Source organism: Enterobacter soli (assembly GCF_964208575.1).
GTDB lineage: Bacteria > Pseudomonadota > Gammaproteobacteria > Enterobacterales > Enterobacteriaceae > Enterobacter > Enterobacter soli_A.
Genome location: NZ_CAXOFU010000002.1, coordinates 229,155 through 252,421 on the forward strand (window position 1 = coordinate 229,155; position 23,267 = coordinate 252,421).

Genomic DNA, 23,267 nt, shown 5'->3' on the forward strand with positions numbered 1-23,267 from the left:
AAGCAGGCTTACTATTTTTGGCAAGGATCACCTCATGTTAGACCCTACTCTGCTTATACTTCTGGCTCTGGCCGCGCTGGGCTTTATCAGTCATAACACCACCGTTGCGATCTCGATTCTGGTCCTGATCATCGTGCGCGTGACCCCGCTCAACACCTTCTTTCCGTGGATCGAAAAACAGGGGCTCACCATCGGGATAATCATTCTGACCATCGGCGTGATGGCCCCTATCGCCAGCGGCACCCTGCCCGCCTCAACGCTGCTGCACTCCTTCGTGAACTGGAAATCGCTGGTGGCGATTGCGGTGGGGGTGTTTGTCTCCTGGCTCGGCGGGCGCGGCGTCACGCTGATGAGCTCGCAGCCGTCGCTGGTGGCCGGCCTGCTGGTGGGCACGGTGCTCGGCGTGGCCCTGTTCCGCGGCGTTCCGGTTGGCCCGCTGATTGCCGCCGGCCTGGTTTCCCTGTTTATCGGGAAGTCGTAGCGAGATTGGCCACATACCGGGCGGGCGTCTGGCCTAGCCCTTTTCGGAACATGGTAATAAAGGCGGTGGTGGAGTCGTAGCCGAGCAACTGCGCCACCTGCTGCACGGATTTGCCGCTTATCAGCAGCTGTAGCGCCACGATAAGCTGCAGCTGGTGGCGCCAGCGGCGAAAGCTCAGCCCGGTCTCCTTCACTACCAGCCGCGCCAGGTTGCGCTCGCTCATGGCAAAGTGGCGCGCCCACTGCGCCAGGGTTTGCCATTCGGCGGGCTCCTCGGCCATCCTTTCACTCATCAGGCGAATTTTCGGATGCGGCGACACGGGCAGCTGAAGATGCTCCTGCGGCTGCTGGAGCAGCTCATCAAACAGCACGGCAGTCAGGCGCGACGTGGCGGGCTGGCGGAGTTCTTCCCGCGTGCGGGCGGCCAGCGTCAGGATCAGCTCGCGCACCAGCGGCGAGATTTTCAGGGTGCAGCAGCGGTCGGGCAGCGGGACGGCGCCGGGCTCGATAAACAGAAAGCAGAGCTGGGCGCTGGGGGTGGCTTTGTTGCTGTGCGGCACTCCACCGGGGATCCAGACCGCGTACTGCGGCGGCACCATCAGCATGGCATTCTCCACCTCGCAGGTAATCGCGCCGCCGAGCGCGAGGATCAGCTGCCCCTTGCGGTGCTGATGCAGGGGGATGTGCTGCTCTTCTGCCACCACGCGGATGCGAAACGCCACCGCGGCGTCGTGCTGGCTATCCGGATCGTAGCCCTCAAGTCCCAGACCGATCATTAATTTGTCCGATATTAGCGATAAACTGTCATTTTAGCCTGATTTCAACCGGCGTAAAAATCGGTATCGTGTGGCCTCGCTTTAACGTTCGAGAAAATAATGACTACTGACACTCGTCCTTCAGGGAAACAGGGCGCGCTGCTGATTGCGGGCATCCTGATGATTGCCACCACGCTTCGCGTCACCTTCACCGGCGCCGCGCCGCTGCTTGACACCATTCGCCATGATTACGGGCTGAGCACTGCCCAGACCGGGCTGCTCACCACCCTGCCGCTGCTGGCCTTTGCGCTGATCTCCCCGCTGGCGGCGGGCGTCGCCCGGCGTATCGGCATGGAGCGCAGCCTGTTTATCGCCCTGCTGCTGATCTGCATCGGCATCGGCGTGCGCTCTCTGCCCTCCGCGGCGCTGCTGTTTATCGGCACCGCGATTATTGGTTGCGGCATTGCGCTCGGAAACGTGCTGCTGCCGGGGCTGATCAAACGCGATTTTCCGGGCCAGGTCGCCAAAATGACCGGGGCCTATTCCCTGACGATGGGCGCGTCGGCGGCGCTTGGCTCGGCGCTGATTGTGCCCCTGGCGCTGGGAAGCGCGGGCTGGCACGGCGCGCTGCTGATGCTGATGTTCTTCCCGCTGGTGGCGCTGCTGCTCTGGCTGCCCCAGTGGCGACGCACGCCGGTGGCCACGGTAACGGGTGCCGGGGCGCTGCACAACCGCGCCATCTGGCGCTCGGCGCTGGCCTGGCAGGTGACGCTGTTCCTCGGCATTAACTCACTGATTTACTATGTGATTATCGGCTGGCTGCCGGCGATTTTGCTGAGCCACGGCTACAGCGAAACCCAGGCGGGATCGATGCACGGCCTGCTGCAGCTCGCCACCGCGATACCGGGGCTGGCGGTGCCGCTGATCCTGCATCGTCTTAAGGATCAGCGGGGGATCGCCGGATGCGTGGCGCTGATGTGCGCCGTCAGCGCCGCGGGCTACTGGTTTGCGCCCGACCTGGCGGTGGTCTGGACGCTGATCTTCGGCTTTGGCTCCGGGGCGACCATGATTTTGGGCCTGACGTTTATCGGCCTGCGCGCCAGCTCGGCGCACCAGGCGGCGGCGCTGTCGGGCATGGCACAATCGATTGGCTATCTGCTGGCAGCCTGCGGGCCGCCGCTGATGGGGAAAATTCACGATTCGGCGGGCGACTGGCGGATCCCGCTGATGGCCTGCGCGCTGGCGTCCGTCGTGATGGCCGTGTGCGGGATGCTTGCCGGGCGCGACCGGGAGATCGCGACCCGTTAATCAACGGGCAAACCAGAAGGTCTGCCTTTTTTTATCCGCGCGCTGCGCGAAGCATGGCCTGCACCAGCACCACAGGACGCCCCTGGAGCGCCGCACGCTCGTGCTGGAACAGCGTAATAACGAAGAAGGGATGGGTAATCAGCTCCGCCGCGCGGATTTCCCCCTGCCCGTCCCAGCCGGTGACGCGCATGTCGCCGCTTTCCAGTTCACGTGCAAACTCAGGGGAAACGCCGTAATTGCAGTGATACCCCTCTTCAATTTCCGCTCTGCCGTAGGCTTTGGCGATCAGCGTATTGTTGCGCAGTTCGATGGCATCGGTTTTCTCCACCAGCGAGCAGGTCAACGGCGCAATCACCATTCTGCCCTCGGCGTCGGTTTCGGCGTGTGCGGCATCGGCCCAGCCCAGCACATTGCGGGCGTATTCAATCAGCGCGTGCTGGAACCCGCCGCAGGTGCCGAGAAACGGCACGCTGTTTTCACGCGCGTAGCGCGCCGCGATAAACGCCGCCTCGGTGTTTTTATACGGGCTTGCCGGAACCAGCCAGATGGCGTCGTAACCTACCAGATCTTCCGGGCTGGTTAAGTCCGTTGTGGCGAGCCAGTCATAGTCAGCGTTGAGTTCAAGTACGGCGGCAGCGTCATCAATCGCCAGCGGGATCGCCTGATGTGCAATAACGTCGGGGTTATAATCGCCAACCAGGGCGATGCGCAGCGTGGTCTTAACCGGGGAGTGTTCCATGAAAGGTCCTTATGCCAGTGTGTTATGGGGTAACATAAGGAACCTCAGGTTACCGATCTTTTACTGGTATCACAATACCTTAAAATTGGCTGGGCAGGCGCGGGTGCTATAGTGTCCAGGACGATACATCACGGAGAGCAATCATGATTCAGTGCAAACGCGTTTACGAGCAGGCAAGCTCTGACGACGGCTATCGGGTGCTGGTCGATAAGCTTTGGCCGCGCGGCATTAAAAAAACCGATCTCGCCTACGATGAGTGGTGCAAAGCGCTCACGCCGTCGAGCGCGCTTCGCAAAGCCTTTCACGGCGAAACCCTCGATTTTGCCGCGTTCAGCGAGGCGTACCGCGAGGAGCTTGCGCAGCATCTGGATGAGGGCCAGCGTCTTGCCGCGCTGGCAAAAACACAGACCGTCACCCTGCTCTACGGCGCAAAGGATACGCAGCAGAATCACGCGCGGGTGTTAGCCGACTGGCTGCGCCATCTGAAAACTAGCTAAGCGCCAGCTCGTCCAGCATCTGCGGGGCGTCGTCAGGCTGCAGCGGCATCAGATGTTCAGGGCGAACAAAAGCGAAGCCGTGCTGATTGTCAAAGGCATAGACATCGCCGGTGACCAGCCAAAGGGCGCGGTCTGCCGTGGTCGGGAGTTGCGTCATGACGCCATTAACCGGGTTCACAAAGCGTAACCCTGGCTGGCAAAGGCCAAACAGTTCGACTGATTTACCGATATTGCGACGACCCGCCGTCGTACGAGCGCCAATAATAATGGCCAGGCTGCCCGGTTTTAGCTGAAACATACTTCTCTCGCGGTGGATATTGGGGGTTAAGAATATTCCTAAAGAGAAGTATATAGCAGTCAGGGTACGGCTGTCACTTAGCGGGTTGCGGACGATCGCGACGGTACAGATCCCACTCATCAATCACTTCACCGCCCGGTAATTTGCACTCGGTACGCACGCCCTGCGGGCTTTGCACCGGAATTTGCTCGCCGCCTTTTTGCAGGCAGTACACCGATGCCGGGTTGGCCATGCCGACGTGCGGCGGCTTTGGCGCGTCCGGCGCCGGGGGTTTTGGGGTAGAACAGGCAGCGAGCGGCAGTGCAAATAGCAGGAATAAGTATTTCATTTTCTGTCCTTTTTCAGGGTTATTCGCCCTAAGAATAATCGTCCGGCTGCGCTTTCTCCATGATTTCTCCATTAAACCTGCACTTTTCAGTTTTATAGTGTGCGGGTTCTCGATATGACCAGAGAACATCATTCCGTAATCAAGATGTTTTGCCCCGGTCTCAACAACGGGGCTTTTTTTTGCCCCCCGCCGCCCTCCATAATATATTTAATTTTGTATATTCCTGTTTTACTATGGCCGCAGCCGAAAATTTCAGCATAACATGCAGACGCCGACGCCTTCTGTATGGGAGTCCACCTACGTCATGTCGGATATTATTCTTGCCCGAGTTTCAGAAACTCTCGCCACTGAGCAATCCCTTGAAAGCCTGGTTCGTCAGCTCCTGGAAATGCTCGAAATCGTGACCGACATGGAGTCGACCTACCTGACGAAAGTCGATATCAATGCGCGATTGCAGCACATCCTCTACGCCCGCAACAGCAAGCAAATGCAGATCCCAGAAGGGCTCATCGTTCCCTGGGGCGATACGCTGTGCAAGCGCGCGATAGATAGCGACACGTTTTTCAGCAACGACGTGGCCGGACGCTGGGCGGACTGCGACGCCGCGAAAGCGCTCGGCATCACCACCTATATGAGCATTCCGATCCATCTGTCCGACGGCTCGCTCTACGGCACGCTGTGCGCCACCAGCACCCAGCAAAAGCAGCTTAGCCCGCGCGGCGAGCAGGTGCTGAGGCTGTTTGCCGGGCTGATTGCGCAGTACATCCAGAAAGAGTCTCTGCTTGCGCAGCTTCGCGAGGCCAACGCCGCGCTTATCGCCCACTCCTACACGGACGCCCTCACCGGCTTGCCCAACCGCCGGGCTATCTTTGAGAACCTCACCACCCTGTTTTCGCTGGCGCGGCACCTCAACCGCAACGCCATCATCGCCTTTATCGACCTGGACGACTTTAAGCTCATCAACGACCAGTATGGTCACGAGGCGGGGGATGAATTCCTGATCGAAGTGGGCAAAAGGCTGACTCACGAGCTGAGCCAGGACGACATTATCGGGCGTCTGGGGGGCGATGAGTTCCTGGTTGCCTGTCTGAGCAAGGGCGAGGACGAGAGCGAAAACGCGCAAATAAACCTGCTTAAAACCCGCATTGGCGCCATCATTGCCGGTGAATACTGGCTCGGCAATGTGCGTATTTTCTATCCTGGCGCCAGCCTGGGCGTGGTAGAAGTTGACCCAACCACCACGGACGCCGACAGCGCGCTGCGCGCTGCGGATGTGGCGATGTATCAGGATAAAAAGGGAAAAAGCAAAACGCGCTTTCTCACCATAGATTAAGTCCGTACACTTAGGGCGTGAAATACATTGAGACAGGTGATGGCATGAGAATTGGAATCCTCTTCCCGGTCGTTATTTTTATAACGGCAGTGGTATTTTTAGCATGGTTTTTCGTGGGCGGTTACGCTGCGCCGGGGGCATAAATGAGAAAAACGACCATCATTATGTTGATTGTTGCCGTTGTGGCCGTTGCCGGATCGCAGCTTGGCTGGTGGTAATGACCCAACGTAAAAAGGCCGCCGTCAGGCAGCCTTTTTTTTACGCTTATCAGGTTTAGCTTTTGATTTTTCTGTAGATAAACAGAACCACCAGGGCGCCGATAACCGCAACGGCAAAGCTGCCGAAATTGAAGCCATCGACTTTGCCGAAACCGAACAGGGTGCTGATCCAGCCGCCGACAACCGCACCAATGATCCCCAGGATTACGGTAACGATAAAGCCACCGCCATCTTTACCTGGCATAATCCACTTCGCCAGAATCCCCGCAATCAGCCCAAAGATAATCCAGGATATGATCCCCATAACTTTCCTCTCCGTATGGTTTTTGTCATTAAATCAACGACACAGAAAAGGATAGCACAGGATTTGAGAAAGGAAATTTGTGATAGGCATCACACTGTCCGATTGAGTATTTTCTGAACCGAAAAAAAATGGCGTTCCACACTAAACGTGGGGTTGCATCTTTTGTTGAGAAAGATTATCTTTCTCAACACTGAATAGTTGAGCAAAACACTCAGGTATTCAGTACGACATTGCTCACATTGCTTCCAGTATTTCTTGCCCACTTTATAGTGGGCTTTTTTTTGCCCTGCCGGCATCCCTTCCCATTCCCCGCTCGCGAATAAGAAAAACCTTAGCTAGACGATATTTGGCCTCAGGGCGTTCAGGGATAAATAACGCTACGTGCCGCTTTTAGCAGTCTTGTGAGTTTAACGCCCTGTGTTAAGATTTGGAAAACCAGGGAGCTGAAGGGTTGCAGGATAATGAGAAAGCACATTGCCGTATTTGTCATTTCAACGCTGCTGGTTCTTCTCTCTTTTTATGCCGTCAACGCCATTATCCTCGAGCAGCAGAAAAATAAGCAGCTTGAGATTTCAAATACGCTGCTGCAATACTCTGAAGGCCTGTCCCATAATGTCGCGAGCGCCTTAAAGCGGGTGACCACGCGGGGATGTGACGATGCCAGCCTCAATGAATACCGAAGACTAAAGCTGCAAAGTCCCTATTTCGGCGATGTCGGCTTTATTCAGGATGATAAAGTCGTCTGCACCGCAGACTGGGGAAGGATGGCCAACCCCGTTCCCCTTCCCGGCGAATTACACAAAACCCCCAGCGGCTTTATCCTTGCCCAGTTCCACCAGAAAGATTTTTTTATCGGCAATGCGGCGATACTTAACAACGTAATTATCTTCACCTCCCGTTATGCCTACGACAAATTCACTCCCGTCACCGCCAGCTACGCATTAAGCTCAACCACTAAAGACTTCGGCAGAACCTTTTTCACCGTTAATCCGGAGTCAGAAAAACGAAGCTGGATGCGCTCAACGCTTTTCACGATGACCATCACCCAGTGCAGCTCGCGGTGGGATTTATGCGTGCTGGTTAAGCACAACGATGCCGGGCTGGCCTCCCTGTCCCTGTTCATCTTTATTCTGTTGACGGCGGTGTTCTATTTCATCTGGATCTCACTGTCGCTGTTCTTCTTCCGGCTTTATGAAGACCGCTTCTCACTGGAAAAAACCCTCATCAAAGCGGTAAAGGCCGACATGATTGGCGTTCACTACCAGCCGATTGTGCGTCCTGCCGACAGGAAAATCGTGGGCGTCGAGGTGCTTTCACGCTGGCATGACCAGCGCTACGTGGATATTTCCCCCGAGCTGTTCATCCCCTTAATTGAGAAGTTTGGCTATTATGAACGGCACTACACGAACATCATCAGAAAATCCCTCGCTGAAATCGCCGACCTCGCCATTAAGTACCAGCTGATCGTCTCGTTAAACGTGGGGCGGGTTGAAATCGAAGGCGGGAACTTCAGCAAAATATTGCGCCGGGAGTGCCTGCTTAACAACATTCCCCTATCGCTGATAAAAATTGAGCTTTCAGAAAAAGCCGTTGCCCACGACGGTACGCTCGGGGAATTTTGCAAAGCGCTGAAAGCGATCGGCGTGAAAATATCGATTGACGATTTTGGCGTACAGAATTCCAACGTCGCGCGGCTGGCAAACCTTGATTACGATGAAATTAAAGTCGACAAGTCGCTGGTGGACGGTATTAGCGAGAGCTATAAAAAAGAGATCTTTGTGATCTTCTGCGATGCGCTTCTGAAGCTGAATAAAACGCTGGTGTTTGAGGGCGTAGAAAATGAAGAGCAGTACGCCTTTATTTCCGCCCGCTACCCCCACTCGCTGATTCAGGGCTGGTACTTTTCAAAATCGCTGAGCCGCAGCGAGCTGGAAGCGATGCTAAACGACTCAGCGGTATTGCCGGGCGGCAAGAGCAAAGGTCCCGGCGAAGGCATATAAGCTTACTCGTTGCCCCATTGATTCAGGAAATTGGCGACGTCATCAATGCGCTGCGCCTTAATCCCTGCTTCGTCTGCCATCTCTTTTTGCGCTTCTTCGCTGATTTCTTCGTTGTTGGATAAACGGGTAAGCAGCAGCTGGAAGTAGTACGCCAGCGGGTCACGCTCCGGCTCGCTCACCGGCTCGGCCGTTTCCGACGCGTATTCATCGACGATGTCGTAATATTTCAGTGGGATATCGTGGTTCATGGTTGGCTCCGTCTTGCCTTTGGTCGGTTTTCACTGCGCATCTTAAGGGGAAATGCTCACGTATGACAGAAAACAGATGCCAGAAACAAAAAAAACGGGAACCTGTCGGCTCCCGTTGTCGTTTAATCCCGCGAGTGGATTACATGTTCGCGATGATCGCGTCGCCAAACTCTGAACATTTCAGCAGCTTAGCGCCGTCCATCAGACGTTCGAAATCGTAAGTTACGGTTTTCGCGTTGATCGCGCCTTCCATACCTTTAACGATCAGGTCTGCGGCTTCGAACCATTCCATGTGGCGCAGCATCATCTCTGCGGACAGGATGATAGAGCCCGGGTTAACTTTGTCCTGGCCCGCGTACTTAGGTGCAGTACCGTGGGTCGCTTCGAACAGGGCACACTCGTCACCGATGTTCGCACCCGGTGCGATACCGATACCGCCAACCTGTGCAGCCAGCGCATCAGAGATGTAGTCGCCGTTCAGGTTCATACAGGCGATCACGTCGTACTCGGCCGGACGCAGCAGGATCTGCTGCAGGAACGCATCGGCGATCACGTCTTTGATGATGATTTCTTTGCCGGTGTTCGGGTTCTTAATTTTCTGCCACGGGCCGCCGTCAATCAGTTCACCGCCGAACTCTTCGGTCGCCAGCTGGTAGCCCCAGTCTTTGAACGCGCCTTCGGTGAACTTCATGATGTTGCCTTTGTGAACCAGGGTCACAGAGTCGCGATCGTTGGTGATAGCATATTCAATCGCCGCACGCACCAGACGCTTGGTCCCTTCTTCGGAACATGGCTTGATGCCGATACCGCAGTGTTCAGGGAAGCGAATTTTCTTCACGCCCATCTCTTCGCGCAGGAATTTAATCACTTTTTCTGCGTCAGCGGAGTCAGCTTTCCACTCGATACCCGCGTAGATGTCTTCGGAGTTTTCGCGGAAGATAACCATGTCGGTCAGTTCAGGGTGTTTAACCGGGCTTGGGGTGCCCTGGTAGTAACGTACCGGACGCAGACACACGTACAGATCCAGCTCCTGACGCAGAGCAACGTTCAGGGAACGGATACCGCCGCCAACTGGCGTGGTCAGTGGGCCTTTAATAGCAACGCGATAGTCGCGGATCAGGTCCAGCGTTTCGGCTGGCAGCCAGACGTCCTGGCCATAAACTTGAGTTGATTTTTCACCGGTGTAAATTTCCATCCAGGAAATTTTACGCTCGCCCTTGTAGGCTTTCTCAACAGCGGCATCAACCACTTTAAGCATTGCCGGGGTAACGTCTACGCCGATACCGTCGCCTTCAATGAACGGGATAATCGGGTTGTGAGGAACGTTAATCTTGCCGTTTTGCAGGGTGATCTTTTTACCTTCCGCCGGAACAACTACTTTGCTTTCCATTAACCTCTCCTTCGAGCGCTTCTGGTTGTTACTGATCTTATGTTAATAAATTGTAATGAGCCTTTCGATAGTACCTCAATGTCCGGCTCCATGAAAGGTCTTCGTTATTAGGCTATAATGCGGCAATTAATAATGTCTGAAAACACCATGAAGAAAACTTCTTTTAGAAATCACCGGGTTGAGCGATTCAGCTCGCGACAAGCCGCCAAAAGACCGCAAGAAAGCCAGCCAAAGCGGGTCATTTTGTTTAATAAACCCTACGATGTTTTGCCGCAGTTTACCGACGAAGCCGGGCGCAGCACCCTCAAAGATTTTATCCCTGTACAGGGCGTGTACGCCGCGGGACGTCTGGACAGGGACAGCGAAGGCCTGCTGGTGCTGACCAACGACGGCGTGCTCCAGGCGCGTCTGACCCAGCCCGGCAAACGCACCGGCAAAATTTACTTCGTGCAGGTGGAAGGTGAACCGGACGACGAGAAGCTTGCCCTTCTGCGAACGGGCGTCACCCTGAACGATGGCCCCACCCTGCCCGCGGGCGTGGAGCGCGTCAGCGAGCCGGAGTGGCTGTGGCCGCGCAACCCGCCGATTCGCGAGCGCAAGTCGATTCCCACAAGCTGGCTTAAAATCACCCTGTATGAAGGCCGAAACCGCCAGGTGCGTCGCATGACGGCGCATATTGGCTACCCGACGCTGCGCCTGATTCGCTATGCAATGGGCGATTACACGCTGGAGTCGCTGGCAAACGGCGAATGGCGGGACGTCGCCCCTTAAGGAGAACCCATGTTTAAACCTCATGTGACGGTCGCCTGCGTGGTTCACGCGCAGGGTAAATTCCTGGTCGTGGAAGAGACCATCAACGGTAAAGCGCTGTGGAACCAGCCTGCCGGGCATCTTGAAGCCGATGAAACCCTGGTAGAAGCCGCGCGCCGCGAGCTGTATGAAGAGACCGGGATCCGCGCCGACCCGCAGCATTTTGTTCGTCTGCACCAGTGGATCGCCCCTGACCGCACGCCGTTTCTGCGCTTCTTATTCGCCATCGAACTTAGCGAAATGTGCGCCACCGAGCCACACGATGACGACATCGATCGCTGCCTGTGGGTCAGCGCCGACGAGATCCTGAACGCGCCAAACCTGCGCTCGCCGCTGGTTGCCGAAAGCATTCGCTGCTATCAGACCGGGCAGCGCCTGCCGCTTGAGATCGTCGCGGAATTTAACTGGCCGTTTACAGAGGGTGCCAATGGTGGGGGCGCGTGATAGAATACGCCGCCTTGAAGTTCAATGTCGTGAGTATTCCATGTCAGATAATAGCCAGAAAAAAGTGATCGTCGGCATGTCCGGCGGTGTCGATTCCTCCGTTTCCGCCTACCTGTTGCAGCAACAGGGCTATAAGGTGGAGGGCCTGTTCATGAAGAACTGGGAGGAAGACGATGGCGAGGAATACTGCACTGCCGCTGCGGATCTCGCCGATGCGCAGGCCGTGTGCGATAAGCTCGGCATCGAACTGCACACCGTTAACTTTGCCGCAGAATACTGGGACAACGTGTTTGAACTCTTCCTCGAAGAGTACAAAGCAGGACGCACGCCGAACCCGGATATTCTGTGCAACAAAGAGATCAAATTTAAAGCTTTCCTTGAATTCGCCGCGGAAGACCTGGGCGCAGATTTTATTGCGACCGGCCACTACGTGCGTCGCGCAGACGTGAACGGCAAAAGCCAGCTGCTGCGCGGTCTGGACAGCAACAAAGATCAGAGCTACTTCCTGTACACCCTGAGCCACGAACAGATTGCCCAAAGCCTGTTCCCGGTCGGCGAGCTGGAAAAGCCGGAAGTGCGTAAAATCGCTGAAGATCTGGATCTCATCACCGCTAAGAAAAAAGACTCCACCGGGATCTGCTTTATCGGCGAGCGCAAATTCCGCGAGTTCCTCGGTCGCTACCTGCCTGCCCAGCCGGGCAAAATTGTCACCGTTGACGGCGATGAAATCGGCCAGCACCAGGGGCTGATGTACCACACTCTCGGCCAGCGTAAAGGCCTGGGGATCGGCGGCACCAAAGAGGGCAGCGAAGATCCGTGGTACGTGGTCGACAAAGACGTTGAGAACAACATTCTGGTTGTCGCTCAGGGTCACGACCACCCGCGTCTGATGTCCGTTGGCCTGATAGCCCAGCAGCTGCACTGGGTTGACCGCGAGCCTGTGAAAGGCACGCTGCGCTGCACCGTGAAAACGCGCTATCGCCAGACCGATATCCCCTGCACCATTACCGCGATTGACGACGAGCGCATCGACGTGCGTTTCGACGAGCCCGTTGCTGCCGTTACGCCGGGCCAGTCTGCCGTGTTCTACCACGGTGAAATTTGCCTCGGCGGCGGGATTATTGAACAGCGCCTGCCGCTGCCTGCTGTTTAAAACGATTGCACACATAAAGGAGAACGTGTGGCGAAGAATTATTACGACATCACCCTGGCGCTGGCGGGAATTTGCCAGTCAGCCCGTCTGGTGCAGCAGCTTGCGCATCAGGGTCATTGCGACGCTGACGCCCTGCACGTTTCGCTGAACAGCGTTATCGACCTTAACCCCGGCTCGACGCTGGGCGTTTTTGGCGGCAGTGAAACCAATCTTCGCCTCGGTCTTGAAACCTTGCTCGGCGTGCTCAACGCCAGCAGTCGTCAGGGGTTAAACGCGGAGCTGACCCGCTATACACTTAGCCTGATGGTGCTGGAGCGTAAGCTGAGCGGCGCGAAGGGCGCGCTGGATACGCTGGGCGATCGCATCGCCGGTTTGCAGCGCCAGCTTGACCACTTCGATCTGCAGTCCGAAACCCTGCTCAGCGCCATGGCGGGCATTTACGTTGACGTCATTAGCCCTCTGGGGCCGCGCATTCAGGTGACCGGTTCCCCTGCCGTGCTGCAAAGTCCACAGGTTCAGGCGAAGGTTCGCGCCTCGCTGCTGGCCGGCATTCGCGCCGCCGTGCTGTGGCATCAGGTCGGCGGTGGCCGCCTGCAGTTAATGTTTTCTCGTAATCGCCTGACGACTCAGGCAAAACAAATTCTTGCTCATTGTTAACCTCCCGGAGTTGCGAATTATGGAATTATCCTCACTGACCGCCGTATCCCCTGTCGACGGACGCTACGGCGATAAAGTCAGCGCGCTGCGCGAGATCTTCAGCGAATACGGTCTGCTGAAGTTTCGTGTACAGGTTGAAGTGCGCTGGCTGCAAAAGCTGGCCACTCAGGCAGCAATCAAGGAAGTTCCTGCTTTTGACGCCCAGGCAAACGATTACCTTGATAAAATCGTTGCGGACTTCAACGAAGAAGATGCTGCGCGTATTAAAACCATCGAGCGCACCACCAACCACGATGTGAAAGCAGTCGAATACTTCCTGAAAGAGAAAGTGGCCGCCGTGCCTGCTCTCCATGCGGTCTCTGAATTCATTCACTTCGCCTGTACGTCCGAAGATATCAACAACCTCTCTCACGCGCTGATGCTCTCTACCGCGCGCAAAGACGTGGTGCTGCCATACTGGCGCAAAATCATTGATGCGGTGAAAGCGTTGTCCGTGGAATATCGCGATATCCCGCTGCTTTCCCGTACCCACGGCCAGCCTGCGACCCCGTCGACCATGGGTAAAGAGATGGCGAACGTGGCCTACCGCATGGAGCGCCAGTTCCGCCAGCTGGAGCAGGTGGAGATCCTGGGTAAAATCAACGGCGCGGTCGGTAACTACAACGCCCACATCGCCGCTTACCCGGAAGTGGACTGGCACCAGTTCAGCGAAGAGTTCGTGACCTCTCTGGGCATTCAGTGGAACCCGTACACCACCCAGATTGAGCCGCACGACTACATCGCCGAGCTGTTTGACTGCATCGCCCGCTTTAACACCATTCTGATCGACTTCGATCGCGACGTGTGGGGCTACATCGCGCTGAACCACTTCAAGCAGAAAACCATCGCTGGCGAAATCGGCTCCTCTACCATGCCGCACAAAGTGAACCCGATTGACTTCGAAAACTCCGAAGGCAACCTGGGCCTGGCGAACGCCGTGCTGCAGCACATGGCGAGCAAACTGCCGGTTTCCCGCTGGCAGCGTGACCTGACCGACTCCACCGTGCTGCGTAACCTGGGCGTGGGTATCGGCTACGCGCTGATCGCCTACCAGTCCACCCTGAAAGGCGTGAGCAAGCTGGAAGTGAACCGCGACCGTCTGCTGGACGAGCTGGATCACAACTGGGAAGTGCTGGCGGAGCCTATTCAGACGGTAATGCGCCGCTACGGCATCGAAAAGCCATACGAGAAGCTGAAAGAGCTGACCCGCGGTAAGCGCGTTGACGCCGAAGGCATGAAGCAGTTCATCGATAGCCTTGAGCTGCCGGAAGACGAAAAAACGCGTCTGAAAGCGATGACCCCGGCGAACTACATTGGCCGCGCCATCACCATGGTTGACGAGCTGAAGTAATCCCCTCCCCCCTTTCCGCCCGGAAAGGGGGCTGCTTTTCCCCGGTTTAATAAATGTTTATCCCCACAGCAACATAATCGGCGTTAAACTATTCATATTATTAATTCTGGGAGAGAAGATGATGCGCGTATTGGTTGTTGAGGATAACGCATTGCTACGTCATCACCTGAAAGTACAGCTTCAGGAGATGGGTCATCAGGTGGACGATGCCGAAGATGCAAAAGAAGCCGATTATTATCTCAATGAGCACCTGCCTGACATCGCCATCGTCGATTTAGGGCTGCCGGACGAAGACGGTCTGTCGCTGATCCGCCGCTGGCGCAGCCACGACGTGTCGCTCCCGGTGCTGGTGTTAACCGCTCGCGAAGGCTGGCAGGATAAAGTCGAAGTGCTCAGCGCGGGCGCCGACGACTACGTCACCAAGCCGTTCCATATCGAAGAAGTCGCCGCGCGAATGCAGGCGCTGCTGCGCCGCAACAGCGGGCTGGCTTCGCAGGTTATCTCCATTCCGCCTTTCCAGGTCGATCTCTCCCGCCGTGAATTCTCCATCAACGACGAGGTGATCAAACTCACCGCGTTTGAATACACCATCATGGAAACGCTGATCCGCAACAGCGGCAAAGTGGTGAGCAAAGATTCGCTCATGCTCCAGCTTTATCCGGATGCCGAGCTGCGCGAGAGCCACACCATTGACGTCCTGATGGGACGCTTGCGTAAAAAAATTCAGGCACAGTATCCGCAGGACGTGATCACCACCGTGCGCGGCCAGGGCTACCTGTTCGAATTACGCTAAATGAAAAGCCTGCTGCGTCACATTTTGCCCCTCTCCCTGCGGGTGCGTTTTCTGCTGGCCACGGCTGCCGTCGTGCTGGTGCTTTCCCTCTCTTACGGTATGGTCGCGCTGGTCGGCTATAGCGTCAGTTTTGATAAAACCACCTTCCGCCTGCTGCGCGGCGAAAGTAACCTGTTTTACACCCTGGCCAAGTGGGAAGATAACCACATCACCGTCGACATGCCTGAAAATCTCAACCAGCAAAGCCCGACAATGGCGATGATCTACGACGAGAAAGGCCGCCTGCTCTGGGCGCAGCGCGACGTGCCCTGGCTGGTAAAACGGATTCGTCCGGAGTGGCTGAAAACCAACGGGTTCCATGAGATAGAGGCCGACCTTAACGACTCCAGCGCATTGATCCGCAACGATCTTCCCCTGCAGCAAAAGCTGAACGAGATCCGCGAGGATGATAACGAAACGGAGATGACGCACTCCGTCGCCATCAACCTCTACCCCGCGACGACGCGAATGCCGCAGCTCACCATTGTGGTGATCGACACCATCCCCGTTGAGCTAAAAAGCTCCTATATGGTCTGGAGCTGGTTCGTTTACGTTCTTGCCGCCAACCTGCTGCTGGTGATCCCGCTGCTGTGGATTGCCGCCTGGTGGAGCCTGCGCCCTATCGAGTCGCTGGCAAAAGAGGTGCGCGAGCTGGAGGAGCATCACCGCGAGAAGCTTAATCCGGAAACCACCCGCGAGCTGACGAGCCTGGTGCGAAACCTCAACCGCCTGCTGAAAAGCGAGCGCGAGCGTTACGATAAATACCGCACCACCCTGACCGACCTGACCCACAGCCTGAAAACGCCGCTCGCCGTGATGCAAAGCACCCTGCGCTCCATGCGCAGCTCGAAGCTCAGCGTGGATGACGCGGAGCCGGTCATGCTGGAGCAAATCAGCCGCATCTCGCAGCAGATCGGCTATTACCTGCATCGCGCCAGTATGCGTTCCGGCAGCGCGCTGCTCAGCCGTGAACTGCACCCGGTTGCGCCGCTGCTGGATAACCTCACCTCCGCGCTGAACAAGGTCTATCAGCGCAAAGGGGTCAATATCAGCCTCGATATCTCGCCGGAAATCAGCTTTGTCGGCGAGAAAAATGACTTTATGGAAGTGATGGGCAACCTGCTCGACAACGCCTGTAAATACTGTCTGGAGTTCGTGGAAGTCTCCGCGCGCCTGACGGAAAACGAGCTGCACATCATCGTCGAAGATGATGGCCCCGGCATCCCGCGCAACAAACGCGATGTGGTGTTCGACCGCGGCCAGCGCGCCGACACGCTGAGGCCCGGCCAGGGCGTGGGTCTGTCCGTGGCGCTGGAAATTGTCGATCAGTACGACGGCAAGATTGAAACCGGCGAGAGTTTACTCGGCGGCGCGCGAATGGAGGCGATTTTCGGCCGTCAGCAGCCCACATTGAACGATAGTTGATCCGTTATGTGAAAAATGCGAGGAACTCGCCCCCAGGCTCTGCTGCTTCCGTTATAATCCGTTTCAGTAAGAGCCTGCGGAATATAAAAAATGGAATATCACTTAACACTTAACTGGCCCGAATTTATTGAACGTTACTGGCAAAAGCGCCCGGTCGTTCTCAAACGCGGGATTGCGAATTTTGTCGACCCTATCTCCCCTGACGAACTGGCCGGTCTGGCCATGGAAAGCGAAGTCGATAGCCGCCTGGTAAGCCATCAGGACGGTAAATGGCAGGTCAGCCACGGCCCCTTCGAAAGCTACGATCACCTGGGTGAAAACAACTGGTCTTTACTGGTGCAGGCGGTGAATAACTGGCACGAGCCTACCGCCGCGCTGATGCATCCGTTCCGCGCCCTGCCCGACTGGCGCATGGACGACCTGATGATCTCCTTCTCGGTTCCGGGTGGCGGCGTTGGCCCGCACCTGGATCAATACGACGTGTTTATCATTCAGGGCACGGGCCGCCGCCGCTGGCGCGTGGGTGAGAAAGTGCCGATGAAGCAGCACTGTCCGCATCCCGATCTGCTCCAGGTCGATCCTTTTGAAGGGATCATCGACGAAGAGCTGGAGCCGGGCGACATTCTCTATATTCCGCCTGGATTCCCGCACGAAGGCTATTCGCTGGAGAACTCCCTGAACTACTCCGTGGGGTTCCGTGCGCCAAGCGGGCGCGAGATGATCAGCGGTTTTGCCGACTACGTTCTCCAGCGCGAGCTGGGCAGCCACCGCTACAGCGACCCGGACGTTCCGGCGCGCGAACACCCTGCCGACATTCTGCCGCAGGAGCTGGACAAGCTGCGCGGGATGATGCTGGATCTGATCAACGAACCTGAACATTTCAAACAGTGGTTCGGCGAGTTTGTCAGCCAGTCCCGTCACGAGCTGGACGTTGCGCCACCGGAGCCGCCGTATCAGGCCGACGAGATTTACGACGCGCTGCAGCAGGGCGATAAGCTGGTTCGTCTTGGCGGGTTAAGGGTGTTGCGCATTGGCGAAGACGTGTTCGTCAACGGCGAGAAGCTCGACTCTCCGCACCGCCCGGCGCTCAACGCGATTGCCGGACATATGGTGCTGACCGCCGATATTTTTGGCGACGCGCTGGAAGATCCGTCCTTCCTCGCCATGCTGGCCGCGCTGGTGAACAGCGGGTACTGGTTCTTTGAGGACTGAGTTGTAAACAGATGCCCGGTGGCGCTTCGCTTACCGGGCCTACAAAACACATATGTAGGCCGGGTAAGGCGCAGCCGCCACCCGGCTTAAAACCCCTACCGCTTCGCCGTCAGCTCCGCGATCCGTACAATCACCTTCACCGCTTTTTCCATCCCTTCGAGGGTCACGAACTCATGCTTGCCGTGGTAGTTGTAGCCACCGGTAAACAGGTTCGGGCACGGCAGTCCCATAAAGGAGAGCTGCGAGCCGTCGGTGCCGCCGCGGATCGGTTTGAGCTGGGGTTCGATATCGCAATCGCGCATCGCCTGCTGGGCGATATCGAGAATGTGCGGATGCTCCATCACCTTCTCGCGCATATTGTAATAGCTGTCTTCGATAATGAGCTCGATGTAACAGTCCGGGTGCAGCCCTTTGCCGACCTTCTTGGCGATCTCCATCATCTTACGTTTGCGCGCCTCAAAGGCTTTACGGTCAAAATCGCGAACGATGTAGTGCATCTGCGCGCTGTCGACCGTACCTTTAATGCTGGTCAGATGGTAAAAGCCTTCGTAGCCGTCCGTCTGCTCCGGGCTCTCTTCAGCAGGCACTTCCGCGTGAATGCGGGCTGCCAGCGACAGCGCGTTTACCATTACCCCTTTTGCCGAGCCGGGATGCACGTTGTTACCGACAATTTTGATGGTCACCGACGCGGCGTTGAAGTTTTCATACTCCAGCTCGCCCACGCCGCCGCCGTCAACGGTGTACGCCCACTGCGCGTCAAAGGCTGCAACGTCGAAATGCTTCGCGCCCTTGCCCACCTCTTCGTCTGGCGTAAAGGCCACGCGGATATCGCCATGCGGGATATTTTTACCTTTCAGCACCGCCAGCGCGGTCATGATCTCCGCGATGCCGGCCTTATCGTCGGCGCCGAGCAGGGTTCTGCCGTCGGTGGTGATCAGCGTCTGCCCCAGCAGCTGATGCAGCACCGGGAACATCACCGGCGACAGCACTTCATCGCCAATGCCGAGCGCAATATCGCCGCCGCGGTAGTTTTCGACAATCTGGGGAGTAACATGCTTACCGCTAAAATCCGGTGAGGTATCGACATGGGAAATAAAGCCAATCGCCGGAATATCGCCCTCGACATTCGCAGGCAGCGTTCCCATCACAGTGCCTTTCTCGCTTAGCGTGACGTTGACCAGCCCCAACTCCTCGAGTTGCGCTTTCAGCAGGTTTAATAGCTTCCACTGGCCTTCGGTGCTTGGCACCTGTCGCACACCCGGTTTAGATTGGGTATCCAGCGATACGTACTGTAAAAAACGCTCAAGTAATTTATCCATGCAGTCACCCTCACTTTTTGTGACAACATTATCAATAAGCATCAAAACGCAAATATTGCGTCAGGTCACTTTTATCCCGCAAACGAGAATATTTTACGTTTATGTCGTCGCCCGTTAATAAATGTAGCTTATGTATCAGTGACAAGGATTGGCGATTCTGTAGGTTTGCCGTAGAATGTCCGCCCTCATTACGAGTCACCAAGGTGGTTACACACAAACCCCGCTTCGGTAAGCCAGTCGAAGCGTCTATACGGGACAGCGCAAAAATTGAATACACAACCCCGTTCCCTTTCACCGCTGGTGCAACTGGAACGAATTCGTAAAAGCTTTGATGGCAAAGAGGTCATTTCCGATCTCAACCTGACCATCAATGACGGTGAGTTTCTCACGCTGCTTGGCCCTTCAGGCTGCGGCAAGACAACCGTACTGCGCCTTATCGCCGGGCTGGAAAACGTCGATAACGGCCACATCCATCTTGAGAACCAGGATATCACCCAGGTTCCCGCCGAAGAACGTCACGTTAATACCGTCTTTCAGAGCTACGCCCTCTTCCCGCACATGACCGTGTTTGAGAACGTGGCGTTTGGCCTGCGGATGCAAAAAACGCCGGCCAGCGAGATCCCACCCCGCGTGACGGAAGCCCTGAAGATGGTGCAGCTGGAAGAATTTGCCCAGCGCAAACCGCATCAGCTTTCCGGCGGTCAGCAGCAGCGCGTTGCCATTGCCCGCGCGGTGGTGAATAAACCACGCCTTCTCCTGCTGGACGAATCCCTCTCGGCGCTGGATTACAAGCTGCGCAAGCAGATGCAAAACGAGCTGAAGGCGCTGCAGCGCAAGCTGGGCATCACCTTCGTGTTCGTTACCCACGATCAGGAAGAAGCGCTCACCATGTCCGACCGCATCGTGGTGATGCGTGACGGCAAAATCGAGCAGGACGGCACCCCGCGCGAAATCTACGAAGAGCCAAAAAACCTGTTTGTTGCGAGCTTTATCGGCGAGATCAACATCTTCAATGCCACGGTGATTGAGCGTCTGGACGACCAGCGCGTTCGCGCCAGCGTCGAAGGCCGCGAATGCAATATTTACGTCAGCTTCGCCGTGGAAAAGGGGCAAAAGCTGAACGTCCTGCTGCGTCCGGAAGACCTGCGCGTGGATGAGATCCACGGCCAGGACGAGGTTGAAGGCCTTATCGGCTATATCCGCGAGCGCAACTATAAAGGGATGACCCTGGAATCCGTGGTTGAGCTGGAAAACGGCAAGATGGTGATGGTCAGCGAGTTCTTTAACGAGGACGATCCGGACTTCGACCACTCCCTCGACCAGAAAATGGTTATCAACTGGGTAGAAAGCTGGGAGGTTGTGCTGGCTGATGAAGAACACAAGTAAATTCCAGAAGGTGGTGATTGCCACGATCGTCGGTTGGCTTGTGTTGTTTGTCTTTTTACCCAACCTGATGATCGTCGCGACCAGCTTCCTGACCCGCGACGACGCAAACTTCGTGAAGCTGGTCTTTACGCTGGACAACTACGCGCGCCTGCTCGATCCGCTCTATTTCGACGTGCTGCTGCACTCGCTGAACATGGCGCTGATCGCCACCGTCGCCTGCCTGGTGCTGGGCTATCCCTTTGCGTGGTTTCTGGCCCGTCTGCCGCGGAAGGTGCGCCCTCTGCTGCTGTTCCTGCTGATTGTTCCCTTCTGGACCAACTCGCTGATACGCATCTACGGGCTGAAGATTTTCCTCAGCACCAAGGGCTATCTGAACGAGTTTTTGCTGTGGCTGGGCATTATCGACACGCCGATGCGCATCATGTTTACCCCCAGTGCGGTCATTATTGGTCTGGTCTATATCCTGCTGCCGTTCATGGTGATGCCGCTCTACTCCAGCATCGAGAAGCTCGATAAACCTCTGCTCGAAGCGGCTAAAGACCTCGGCGCCAGCAGGCTACAAACCTTCATCCGCATCATTATTCCGCTGACGATGCCGGGCATTATCGCCGGCTGTCTGCTGGTGATGCTCCCGGCAATGGGGCTGTTCTACGTGTCTGACCTGATGGGCGGGGCGAAAAACCTGCTGATTGGTAACGTCATCAAGAGCCAGTTCCTGAACATCCGCGACTGGCCGTTCGGCTCGGCCACCAGCATTACGCTGACGGTGGTGATGGGGCTGATGCTGCTGGTCTACTGGCGCGCATCGCGTCTGCTGAATAAAAAGGTGGAACTCGAATGATCGGTCGACTGCTTCGCGGCGGTTTTATGACCGCCATTTACGCCTGGCTCTATATTCCGATTATCATTTTGATCGTGAACTCGTTTAACAGCTCGCGCTTTGGCATCAGCTGGCAAGGGTTTACGACAAAGTGGTACAGCCTGCTGATGAACAACGACAGCCTGCTCCAGGCGGCGCAGCACTCGCTGACGATGGCAATTTTCTCGGCGACCTTTGCCACGCTGATTGGCTCGCTGACCGCCGTGGCGCTCTACCGCTACCGTTTTCGCGGCAAGCCCTTCGTCAGCGGAATGCTGTTTGTGGTGATGATGTCGCCGGACATCGTGATGGCGATTTCCCTGCTGGTGCTGTTTATGCTGCTGGGCGTGCAGCTTGGGTTCTGGTCGCTGCTGTTCTCCCACATCACCTTCTGCCTGCCGTTTGTGGTGGTGACCGTGTACTCGCGCCTGAAAGGGTTTGACGTGCGGATGCTGGAGGCGGCGAAGGATCTGGGTGCCAGCGAGATGACCATCCTGCGCAAAATCATCCTGCCGCTGGCGATGCCCGCCGTGGCGGCCGGGTGGCTGTTGAGCTTTACCCTGTCGATGGACGACGTTGTGGTGTCCTCCTTCGTGACCGGGCCGAGCTATGAAATTCTGCCGCTGAAAATCTATTCGATGGTGAAAGTCGGTGTGTCACCGGAGGTGAACGCGCTGGCGACCATTCTGTTGGTGCTCTCGCTGGTTCTGGTGATCGCCAGCCAGATTATTGCTCGTGATAAAACAAAATCTCAGGGGACAATGAAATGAAAAAAATGCTCGCCGCTGCGGCACTGGTGCTCGGAATGGGTGCCGCCCACGCTGACGACAGCAAGACGCTCTATTTCTACAACTGGACGGAGTATGTGCCGCCTGGCCTGCTGGAGCAGTTCACCAAAGAGACCGGCATCAAGGTGATTTATTCGACCTATGAATCGAATGAAACCATGTACGCCAAGCTCAAAACCTACAAAGACGGCGCCTACGATCTGGTGGTGCCATCGACCTATTTCGTCGATAAAATGCGCAAAGAGGGCATGATCCAGAAGATCGACAAAACGAAGCTCACTCATTTTTCAAACCTCGATCCGCAGATGCTCAACAAACCTTTCGATCCGAACAACGACTACTCCATTCCGTACATCTGGGGTGCGACCGCGATTGGGGTTAACAGCGACGCGATTGACCCGAAAACCGTGACCAGCTGGGCGGATCTGTGGAAGCCGGAGTACAAAGGCAGCCTGCTGCTGACCGACGACGCGCGCGAAGTGTTCCAGATGGCGCTGCGCAAGCTGGGTTACTCCGGCAACTCGACCGATCCGAAAGAGATTGAAGCCGCCTATAACGAGCTGAAAAAGCTGATGCCGAACGTGGCGGCCTTCAACTCGGATAACCCGGCGAACCCGTACATGGAAGGGGAAGTGAATCTGGGCATGGTCTGGAACGGCTCGGCGTGGGTTGCGCGTCAGGCCGGTACGCCGCTTGAAGTGGTCTGGCCGAAAGAAGGCGGGATCTTCTGGATGGACAGCCTGTCGATTCCGGCTAACGCCAAAAACGTTGACGGCGCGCTGAAGCTGATTAACTTCCTGCTGCGCCCGGACGTGGCTAAACAGGTGGCTGAAACCATCGGTTATCCGACGCCAAACCTGGCGGCGCGTAAGCTGTTAAGCCCGGAAGTGGCCAACGATAAGTCGCTCTATCCCGATGCGGAAACCATCAATAAAGGCGAGTGGCAGAACGACGTCGGCGACGCGAGCCGCCTGTATGAAGAGTATTATCAGAAGTTAAAGGCGGGTCGTTAATTCCACACCGCGCACATGTAGGCCCGGTAAGCGCAGCGCCACCGGGCAAAAACGCCGGGCGGCACTGCGTTTGCCCGGCCT

27 protein-coding genes are annotated in these 23,267 nt (G+C 56.5%); 19 read left to right on the plus strand and 8 right to left on the minus strand.

Features of this window, described 5'->3' with window-relative positions:
- The first annotated feature begins 34 nt into the window (after positions 1-34).
- The gene (locus tag AB6V08_RS02885) at positions 35-481 is read left to right on the plus strand and encodes a DUF441 domain-containing protein (protein WP_063449023.1); all 447 of its coding nucleotides are present in this window, start codon (positions 35-37) and stop codon (positions 479-481) included.
- On the opposite strand, the gene AB6V08_RS02890 is transcribed toward AB6V08_RS02885, so the two are convergent.
- Positions 465-1,256: a helix-turn-helix transcriptional regulator gene (locus AB6V08_RS02890; protein ID WP_368541217.1), complete on the minus strand. Its 792-nt coding sequence runs from the start codon at positions 1,254-1,256 to the stop codon at positions 465-467. The two genes, AB6V08_RS02885 and AB6V08_RS02890, sit on opposite strands and share 17 nt — an antisense overlap.
- 99 nt (positions 1,257-1,355) lie before the next feature.
- Between AB6V08_RS02890 and AB6V08_RS02895 the strand changes: the two genes are divergently transcribed.
- Positions 1,356-2,543, plus strand: coding sequence for a CynX/NimT family MFS transporter (locus AB6V08_RS02895; RefSeq protein ID WP_368541218.1), 1,188 nt, complete (start codon positions 1,356-1,358; stop codon positions 2,541-2,543).
- Positions 2,544-2,574: 31 nt separating this feature from the next.
- On the opposite strand, the gene AB6V08_RS02900 is transcribed toward AB6V08_RS02895, so the two are convergent.
- Positions 2,575-3,282, minus strand: coding sequence for a CTP synthase C-terminal region-related (seleno)protein (locus AB6V08_RS02900; RefSeq protein ID WP_368541219.1), 708 nt, complete (start codon positions 3,280-3,282; stop codon positions 2,575-2,577).
- A gap of 143 nt (positions 3,283-3,425) precedes the next feature.
- On the opposite strand from AB6V08_RS02900, the gene AB6V08_RS02905 reads away from it, so the two are divergent.
- Positions 3,426-3,779 carry a DUF488 domain-containing protein gene (locus AB6V08_RS02905; RefSeq protein ID WP_368541221.1) on the plus strand — a complete coding sequence of 118 codons (354 nt, stop codon included), beginning with the start codon at positions 3,426-3,428 and terminating at the stop codon, positions 3,777-3,779.
- Here AB6V08_RS02905 and AB6V08_RS02910 read toward each other — a convergent pair.
- Both AB6V08_RS02910 and AB6V08_RS02915 read right to left on the minus strand, forming a co-directional pair.
- The gene (locus AB6V08_RS02910) at positions 3,772-4,077 is read right to left on the minus strand and encodes a hypothetical protein (protein WP_368541222.1); all 306 of its coding nucleotides are present in this window, start codon (positions 4,075-4,077) and stop codon (positions 3,772-3,774) included. The genes AB6V08_RS02905 and AB6V08_RS02910 overlap by 8 nt on opposite strands.
- 73 nt (positions 4,078-4,150) lie before the next feature.
- Complete coding sequence (locus AB6V08_RS02915; RefSeq protein ID WP_368541223.1) at positions 4,151-4,405, minus strand: DUF333 domain-containing protein; 255 nt, start codon at positions 4,403-4,405, stop codon at positions 4,151-4,153.
- Positions 4,406-4,709: 304 nt separating this feature from the next.
- Here AB6V08_RS02915 and AB6V08_RS02920 point away from each other — a divergent pair, with 304 nt between their 5' ends.
- From AB6V08_RS02920 to yoaJ, 3 genes are read left to right on the plus strand one after another with little or no spacing between them, the layout of a single operon-like run.
- Entirely contained in the window at positions 4,710-5,738 is a 1,029-nt protein-coding gene (locus AB6V08_RS02920; protein WP_368541364.1) for a sensor domain-containing diguanylate cyclase, read from the plus strand.
- Positions 5,739-5,782: 44 nt separating this feature from the next.
- Positions 5,783-5,881, plus strand: coding sequence for a YoaK family small membrane protein (locus AB6V08_RS02925; protein WP_014883431.1), 99 nt, complete (start codon positions 5,783-5,785; stop codon positions 5,879-5,881).
- A complete protein-coding gene (yoaJ, locus tag AB6V08_RS02930; protein ID WP_072039564.1) occupies positions 5,882-5,956 on the plus strand; it encodes a protein YoaJ in 75 nt (24 codons plus the stop codon).
- Positions 5,957-6,011: 55 nt separating this feature from the next.
- Here the strand turns inward: yoaJ and AB6V08_RS02935 are convergent, their stop codons facing one another.
- A complete protein-coding gene (locus tag AB6V08_RS02935) occupies positions 6,012-6,260 on the minus strand; it encodes a GlsB/YeaQ/YmgE family stress response membrane protein (RefSeq protein ID WP_368541224.1) in 249 nt (82 codons plus the stop codon).
- 461 nt (positions 6,261-6,721) lie between these two features.
- Between AB6V08_RS02935 and AB6V08_RS02940 the strand changes: the two genes are divergently transcribed.
- The gene (locus tag AB6V08_RS02940; protein WP_368541225.1) at positions 6,722-8,260 is read left to right on the plus strand and encodes an EAL domain-containing protein; all 1,539 of its coding nucleotides are present in this window, start codon (positions 6,722-6,724) and stop codon (positions 8,258-8,260) included.
- Positions 8,261-8,262: 2 nt separating this feature from the next.
- On the opposite strand, the gene AB6V08_RS02945 is transcribed toward AB6V08_RS02940, so the two are convergent.
- Both AB6V08_RS02945 and icd read right to left on the minus strand, forming a co-directional pair.
- A complete protein-coding gene (locus tag AB6V08_RS02945) occupies positions 8,263-8,508 on the minus strand; it encodes a YmjA family protein (RefSeq protein ID WP_368541226.1) in 246 nt (81 codons plus the stop codon).
- 139 nt (positions 8,509-8,647) lie between these two features.
- Positions 8,648-9,898, minus strand: coding sequence for an NADP-dependent isocitrate dehydrogenase (icd, locus tag AB6V08_RS02950; RefSeq protein WP_368541227.1), 1,251 nt, complete (start codon positions 9,896-9,898; stop codon positions 8,648-8,650).
- 117 nt (positions 9,899-10,015) lie between these two features.
- On the opposite strand from icd, the gene rluE reads away from it, so the two are divergent.
- The 8 genes from rluE (at position 10,016) to AB6V08_RS02990 (ending at position 17,821) form a co-directional block, all read left to right on the plus strand.
- Entirely contained in the window at positions 10,016-10,669 is a 654-nt protein-coding gene (gene rluE / locus AB6V08_RS02955; protein WP_368541229.1) for a 23S rRNA pseudouridine(2457) synthase RluE, read from the plus strand.
- A 9-nt stretch (positions 10,670-10,678) separates the two neighbouring features.
- On the plus strand, positions 10,679-11,152 hold the full coding sequence (locus tag AB6V08_RS02960) for an NUDIX hydrolase (RefSeq protein ID WP_368541231.1): 474 nt from the start codon (positions 10,679-10,681) through the stop codon (positions 11,150-11,152).
- Between the two features lie 40 nt (positions 11,153-11,192).
- Positions 11,193-12,305, plus strand: a complete 1,113-nt coding sequence (gene mnmA / locus AB6V08_RS02965; RefSeq protein ID WP_368541233.1) for a tRNA 2-thiouridine(34) synthase MnmA — start codon at positions 11,193-11,195, stop codon at positions 12,303-12,305.
- Positions 12,306-12,332: 27 nt separating this feature from the next.
- Complete coding sequence (gene hflD, locus AB6V08_RS02970; RefSeq protein WP_368541234.1) at positions 12,333-12,962, plus strand: high frequency lysogenization protein HflD; 630 nt, start codon at positions 12,333-12,335, stop codon at positions 12,960-12,962.
- A gap of 19 nt (positions 12,963-12,981) precedes the next feature.
- Positions 12,982-14,352 (plus strand): adenylosuccinate lyase, encoded by a 1,371-nt coding sequence (purB, locus tag AB6V08_RS02975; protein ID WP_368541235.1) that lies wholly within the window; start codon positions 12,982-12,984, stop codon positions 14,350-14,352.
- A 121-nt stretch (positions 14,353-14,473) separates the two neighbouring features.
- Positions 14,474-15,145, plus strand: a complete 672-nt coding sequence (phoP, locus tag AB6V08_RS02980) for a two-component system response regulator PhoP (protein WP_152084494.1) — start codon at positions 14,474-14,476, stop codon at positions 15,143-15,145.
- Positions 15,146-16,609: a two-component system sensor histidine kinase PhoQ gene (gene phoQ / locus AB6V08_RS02985; RefSeq protein ID WP_368541236.1), complete on the plus strand. Its 1,464-nt coding sequence runs from the start codon at positions 15,146-15,148 to the stop codon at positions 16,607-16,609. It abuts the gene before it with no gap.
- A 90-nt stretch (positions 16,610-16,699) separates the two neighbouring features.
- Positions 16,700-17,821, plus strand: coding sequence for a ribosomal protein uL16 3-hydroxylase (locus AB6V08_RS02990; RefSeq protein WP_368541238.1), 1,122 nt, complete (start codon positions 16,700-16,702; stop codon positions 17,819-17,821).
- Positions 17,822-17,916: 95 nt separating this feature from the next.
- Here the strand turns inward: AB6V08_RS02990 and pepT are convergent, their stop codons facing one another.
- Positions 17,917-19,140: a peptidase T gene (gene pepT, locus AB6V08_RS02995; RefSeq protein WP_368541240.1), complete on the minus strand. Its 1,224-nt coding sequence runs from the start codon at positions 19,138-19,140 to the stop codon at positions 17,917-17,919.
- A 267-nt stretch (positions 19,141-19,407) separates the two neighbouring features.
- Here pepT and potA point away from each other — a divergent pair, with 267 nt between their 5' ends.
- The 4 genes from potA to potD are packed head-to-tail and all read left to right on the plus strand — an operon-like array spanning position 19,408 to position 23,186.
- A complete protein-coding gene (potA, locus tag AB6V08_RS03000) occupies positions 19,408-20,526 on the plus strand; it encodes a spermidine/putrescine ABC transporter ATP-binding protein PotA (protein ID WP_368541241.1) in 1,119 nt (372 codons plus the stop codon).
- Positions 20,510-21,367, plus strand: coding sequence for a spermidine/putrescine ABC transporter permease PotB (gene potB / locus AB6V08_RS03005; protein WP_368541243.1), 858 nt, complete (start codon positions 20,510-20,512; stop codon positions 21,365-21,367). Before potA ends, potB begins: the two co-directional genes overlap by 17 nt.
- Complete coding sequence (potC, locus tag AB6V08_RS03010; RefSeq protein WP_368541244.1) at positions 21,364-22,155, plus strand: spermidine/putrescine ABC transporter permease PotC; 792 nt, start codon at positions 21,364-21,366, stop codon at positions 22,153-22,155. The genes potB and potC overlap by 4 nt, the downstream gene beginning before the upstream one ends.
- Complete coding sequence (gene potD / locus AB6V08_RS03015; RefSeq protein ID WP_368541246.1) at positions 22,152-23,186, plus strand: spermidine/putrescine ABC transporter substrate-binding protein PotD; 1,035 nt, start codon at positions 22,152-22,154, stop codon at positions 23,184-23,186. The genes potC and potD overlap by 4 nt, the downstream gene beginning before the upstream one ends.
- Positions 23,187-23,267 lie beyond the last annotated feature (81 nt).

Bases quoted from the DNA above. Each gene is read 5' to 3' on its own strand.
- potC (WP_368541244.1), top strand. From the start codon at position 21,364: ATGATCGGTCGACTGCTTCGCGGCGGTTTTATGACCGCCATTTACGCC.
- AB6V08_RS02915 (WP_368541223.1), bottom strand. From the start codon at position 4,405: ATGAAATACTTATTCCTGCTATTTGCACTGCCGCTCGCTGCCTGTTCT.
- AB6V08_RS02945 (WP_368541226.1), bottom strand. From the start codon at position 8,508: ATGAACCACGATATCCCACTGAAATATTACGACATCGTCGATGAATAC.
- AB6V08_RS02905 (WP_368541221.1), top strand. From the start codon at position 3,426: ATGATTCAGTGCAAACGCGTTTACGAGCAGGCAAGCTCTGACGACGGC.
- icd (WP_368541227.1), bottom strand. From the start codon at position 9,898: ATGGAAAGCAAAGTAGTTGTTCCGGCGGAAGGTAAAAAGATCACCCTG.
- mnmA (WP_368541233.1), top strand. From the start codon at position 11,193: ATGTCAGATAATAGCCAGAAAAAAGTGATCGTCGGCATGTCCGGCGGT.
- phoQ (WP_368541236.1), top strand. From the start codon at position 15,146: ATGAAAAGCCTGCTGCGTCACATTTTGCCCCTCTCCCTGCGGGTGCGT.
- potD (WP_368541246.1), top strand. From the start codon at position 22,152: ATGAAAAAAATGCTCGCCGCTGCGGCACTGGTGCTCGGAATGGGTGCC.
- AB6V08_RS02920 (WP_368541364.1), top strand. From the start codon at position 4,710: ATGTCGGATATTATTCTTGCCCGAGTTTCAGAAACTCTCGCCACTGAG.
- AB6V08_RS02890 (WP_368541217.1), bottom strand. From the start codon at position 1,256: ATGATCGGTCTGGGACTTGAGGGCTACGATCCGGATAGCCAGCACGAC.
- rluE (WP_368541229.1), top strand. From the start codon at position 10,016: ATGCGGCAATTAATAATGTCTGAAAACACCATGAAGAAAACTTCTTTT.
- AB6V08_RS02960 (WP_368541231.1), top strand. From the start codon at position 10,679: ATGTTTAAACCTCATGTGACGGTCGCCTGCGTGGTTCACGCGCAGGGT.
- AB6V08_RS02895 (WP_368541218.1), top strand. From the start codon at position 1,356: ATGACTACTGACACTCGTCCTTCAGGGAAACAGGGCGCGCTGCTGATT.
- phoP (WP_152084494.1), top strand. From the start codon at position 14,474: ATGCGCGTATTGGTTGTTGAGGATAACGCATTGCTACGTCATCACCTG.
- AB6V08_RS02885 (WP_063449023.1), top strand. From the start codon at position 35: ATGTTAGACCCTACTCTGCTTATACTTCTGGCTCTGGCCGCGCTGGGC.
- potB (WP_368541243.1), top strand. From the start codon at position 20,510: ATGAAGAACACAAGTAAATTCCAGAAGGTGGTGATTGCCACGATCGTC.
- AB6V08_RS02925 (WP_014883431.1), top strand. From the start codon at position 5,783: ATGAGAATTGGAATCCTCTTCCCGGTCGTTATTTTTATAACGGCAGTG.
- AB6V08_RS02935 (WP_368541224.1), bottom strand. From the start codon at position 6,260: ATGGGGATCATATCCTGGATTATCTTTGGGCTGATTGCGGGGATTCTG.
- AB6V08_RS02940 (WP_368541225.1), top strand. From the start codon at position 6,722: ATGAGAAAGCACATTGCCGTATTTGTCATTTCAACGCTGCTGGTTCTT.
- AB6V08_RS02990 (WP_368541238.1), top strand. From the start codon at position 16,700: ATGGAATATCACTTAACACTTAACTGGCCCGAATTTATTGAACGTTAC.
- purB (WP_368541235.1), top strand. From the start codon at position 12,982: ATGGAATTATCCTCACTGACCGCCGTATCCCCTGTCGACGGACGCTAC.
- AB6V08_RS02910 (WP_368541222.1), bottom strand. From the start codon at position 4,077: ATGTTTCAGCTAAAACCGGGCAGCCTGGCCATTATTATTGGCGCTCGT.
- pepT (WP_368541240.1), bottom strand. From the start codon at position 19,140: ATGGATAAATTACTTGAGCGTTTTTTACAGTACGTATCGCTGGATACC.
- AB6V08_RS02900 (WP_368541219.1), bottom strand. From the start codon at position 3,282: ATGGAACACTCCCCGGTTAAGACCACGCTGCGCATCGCCCTGGTTGGC.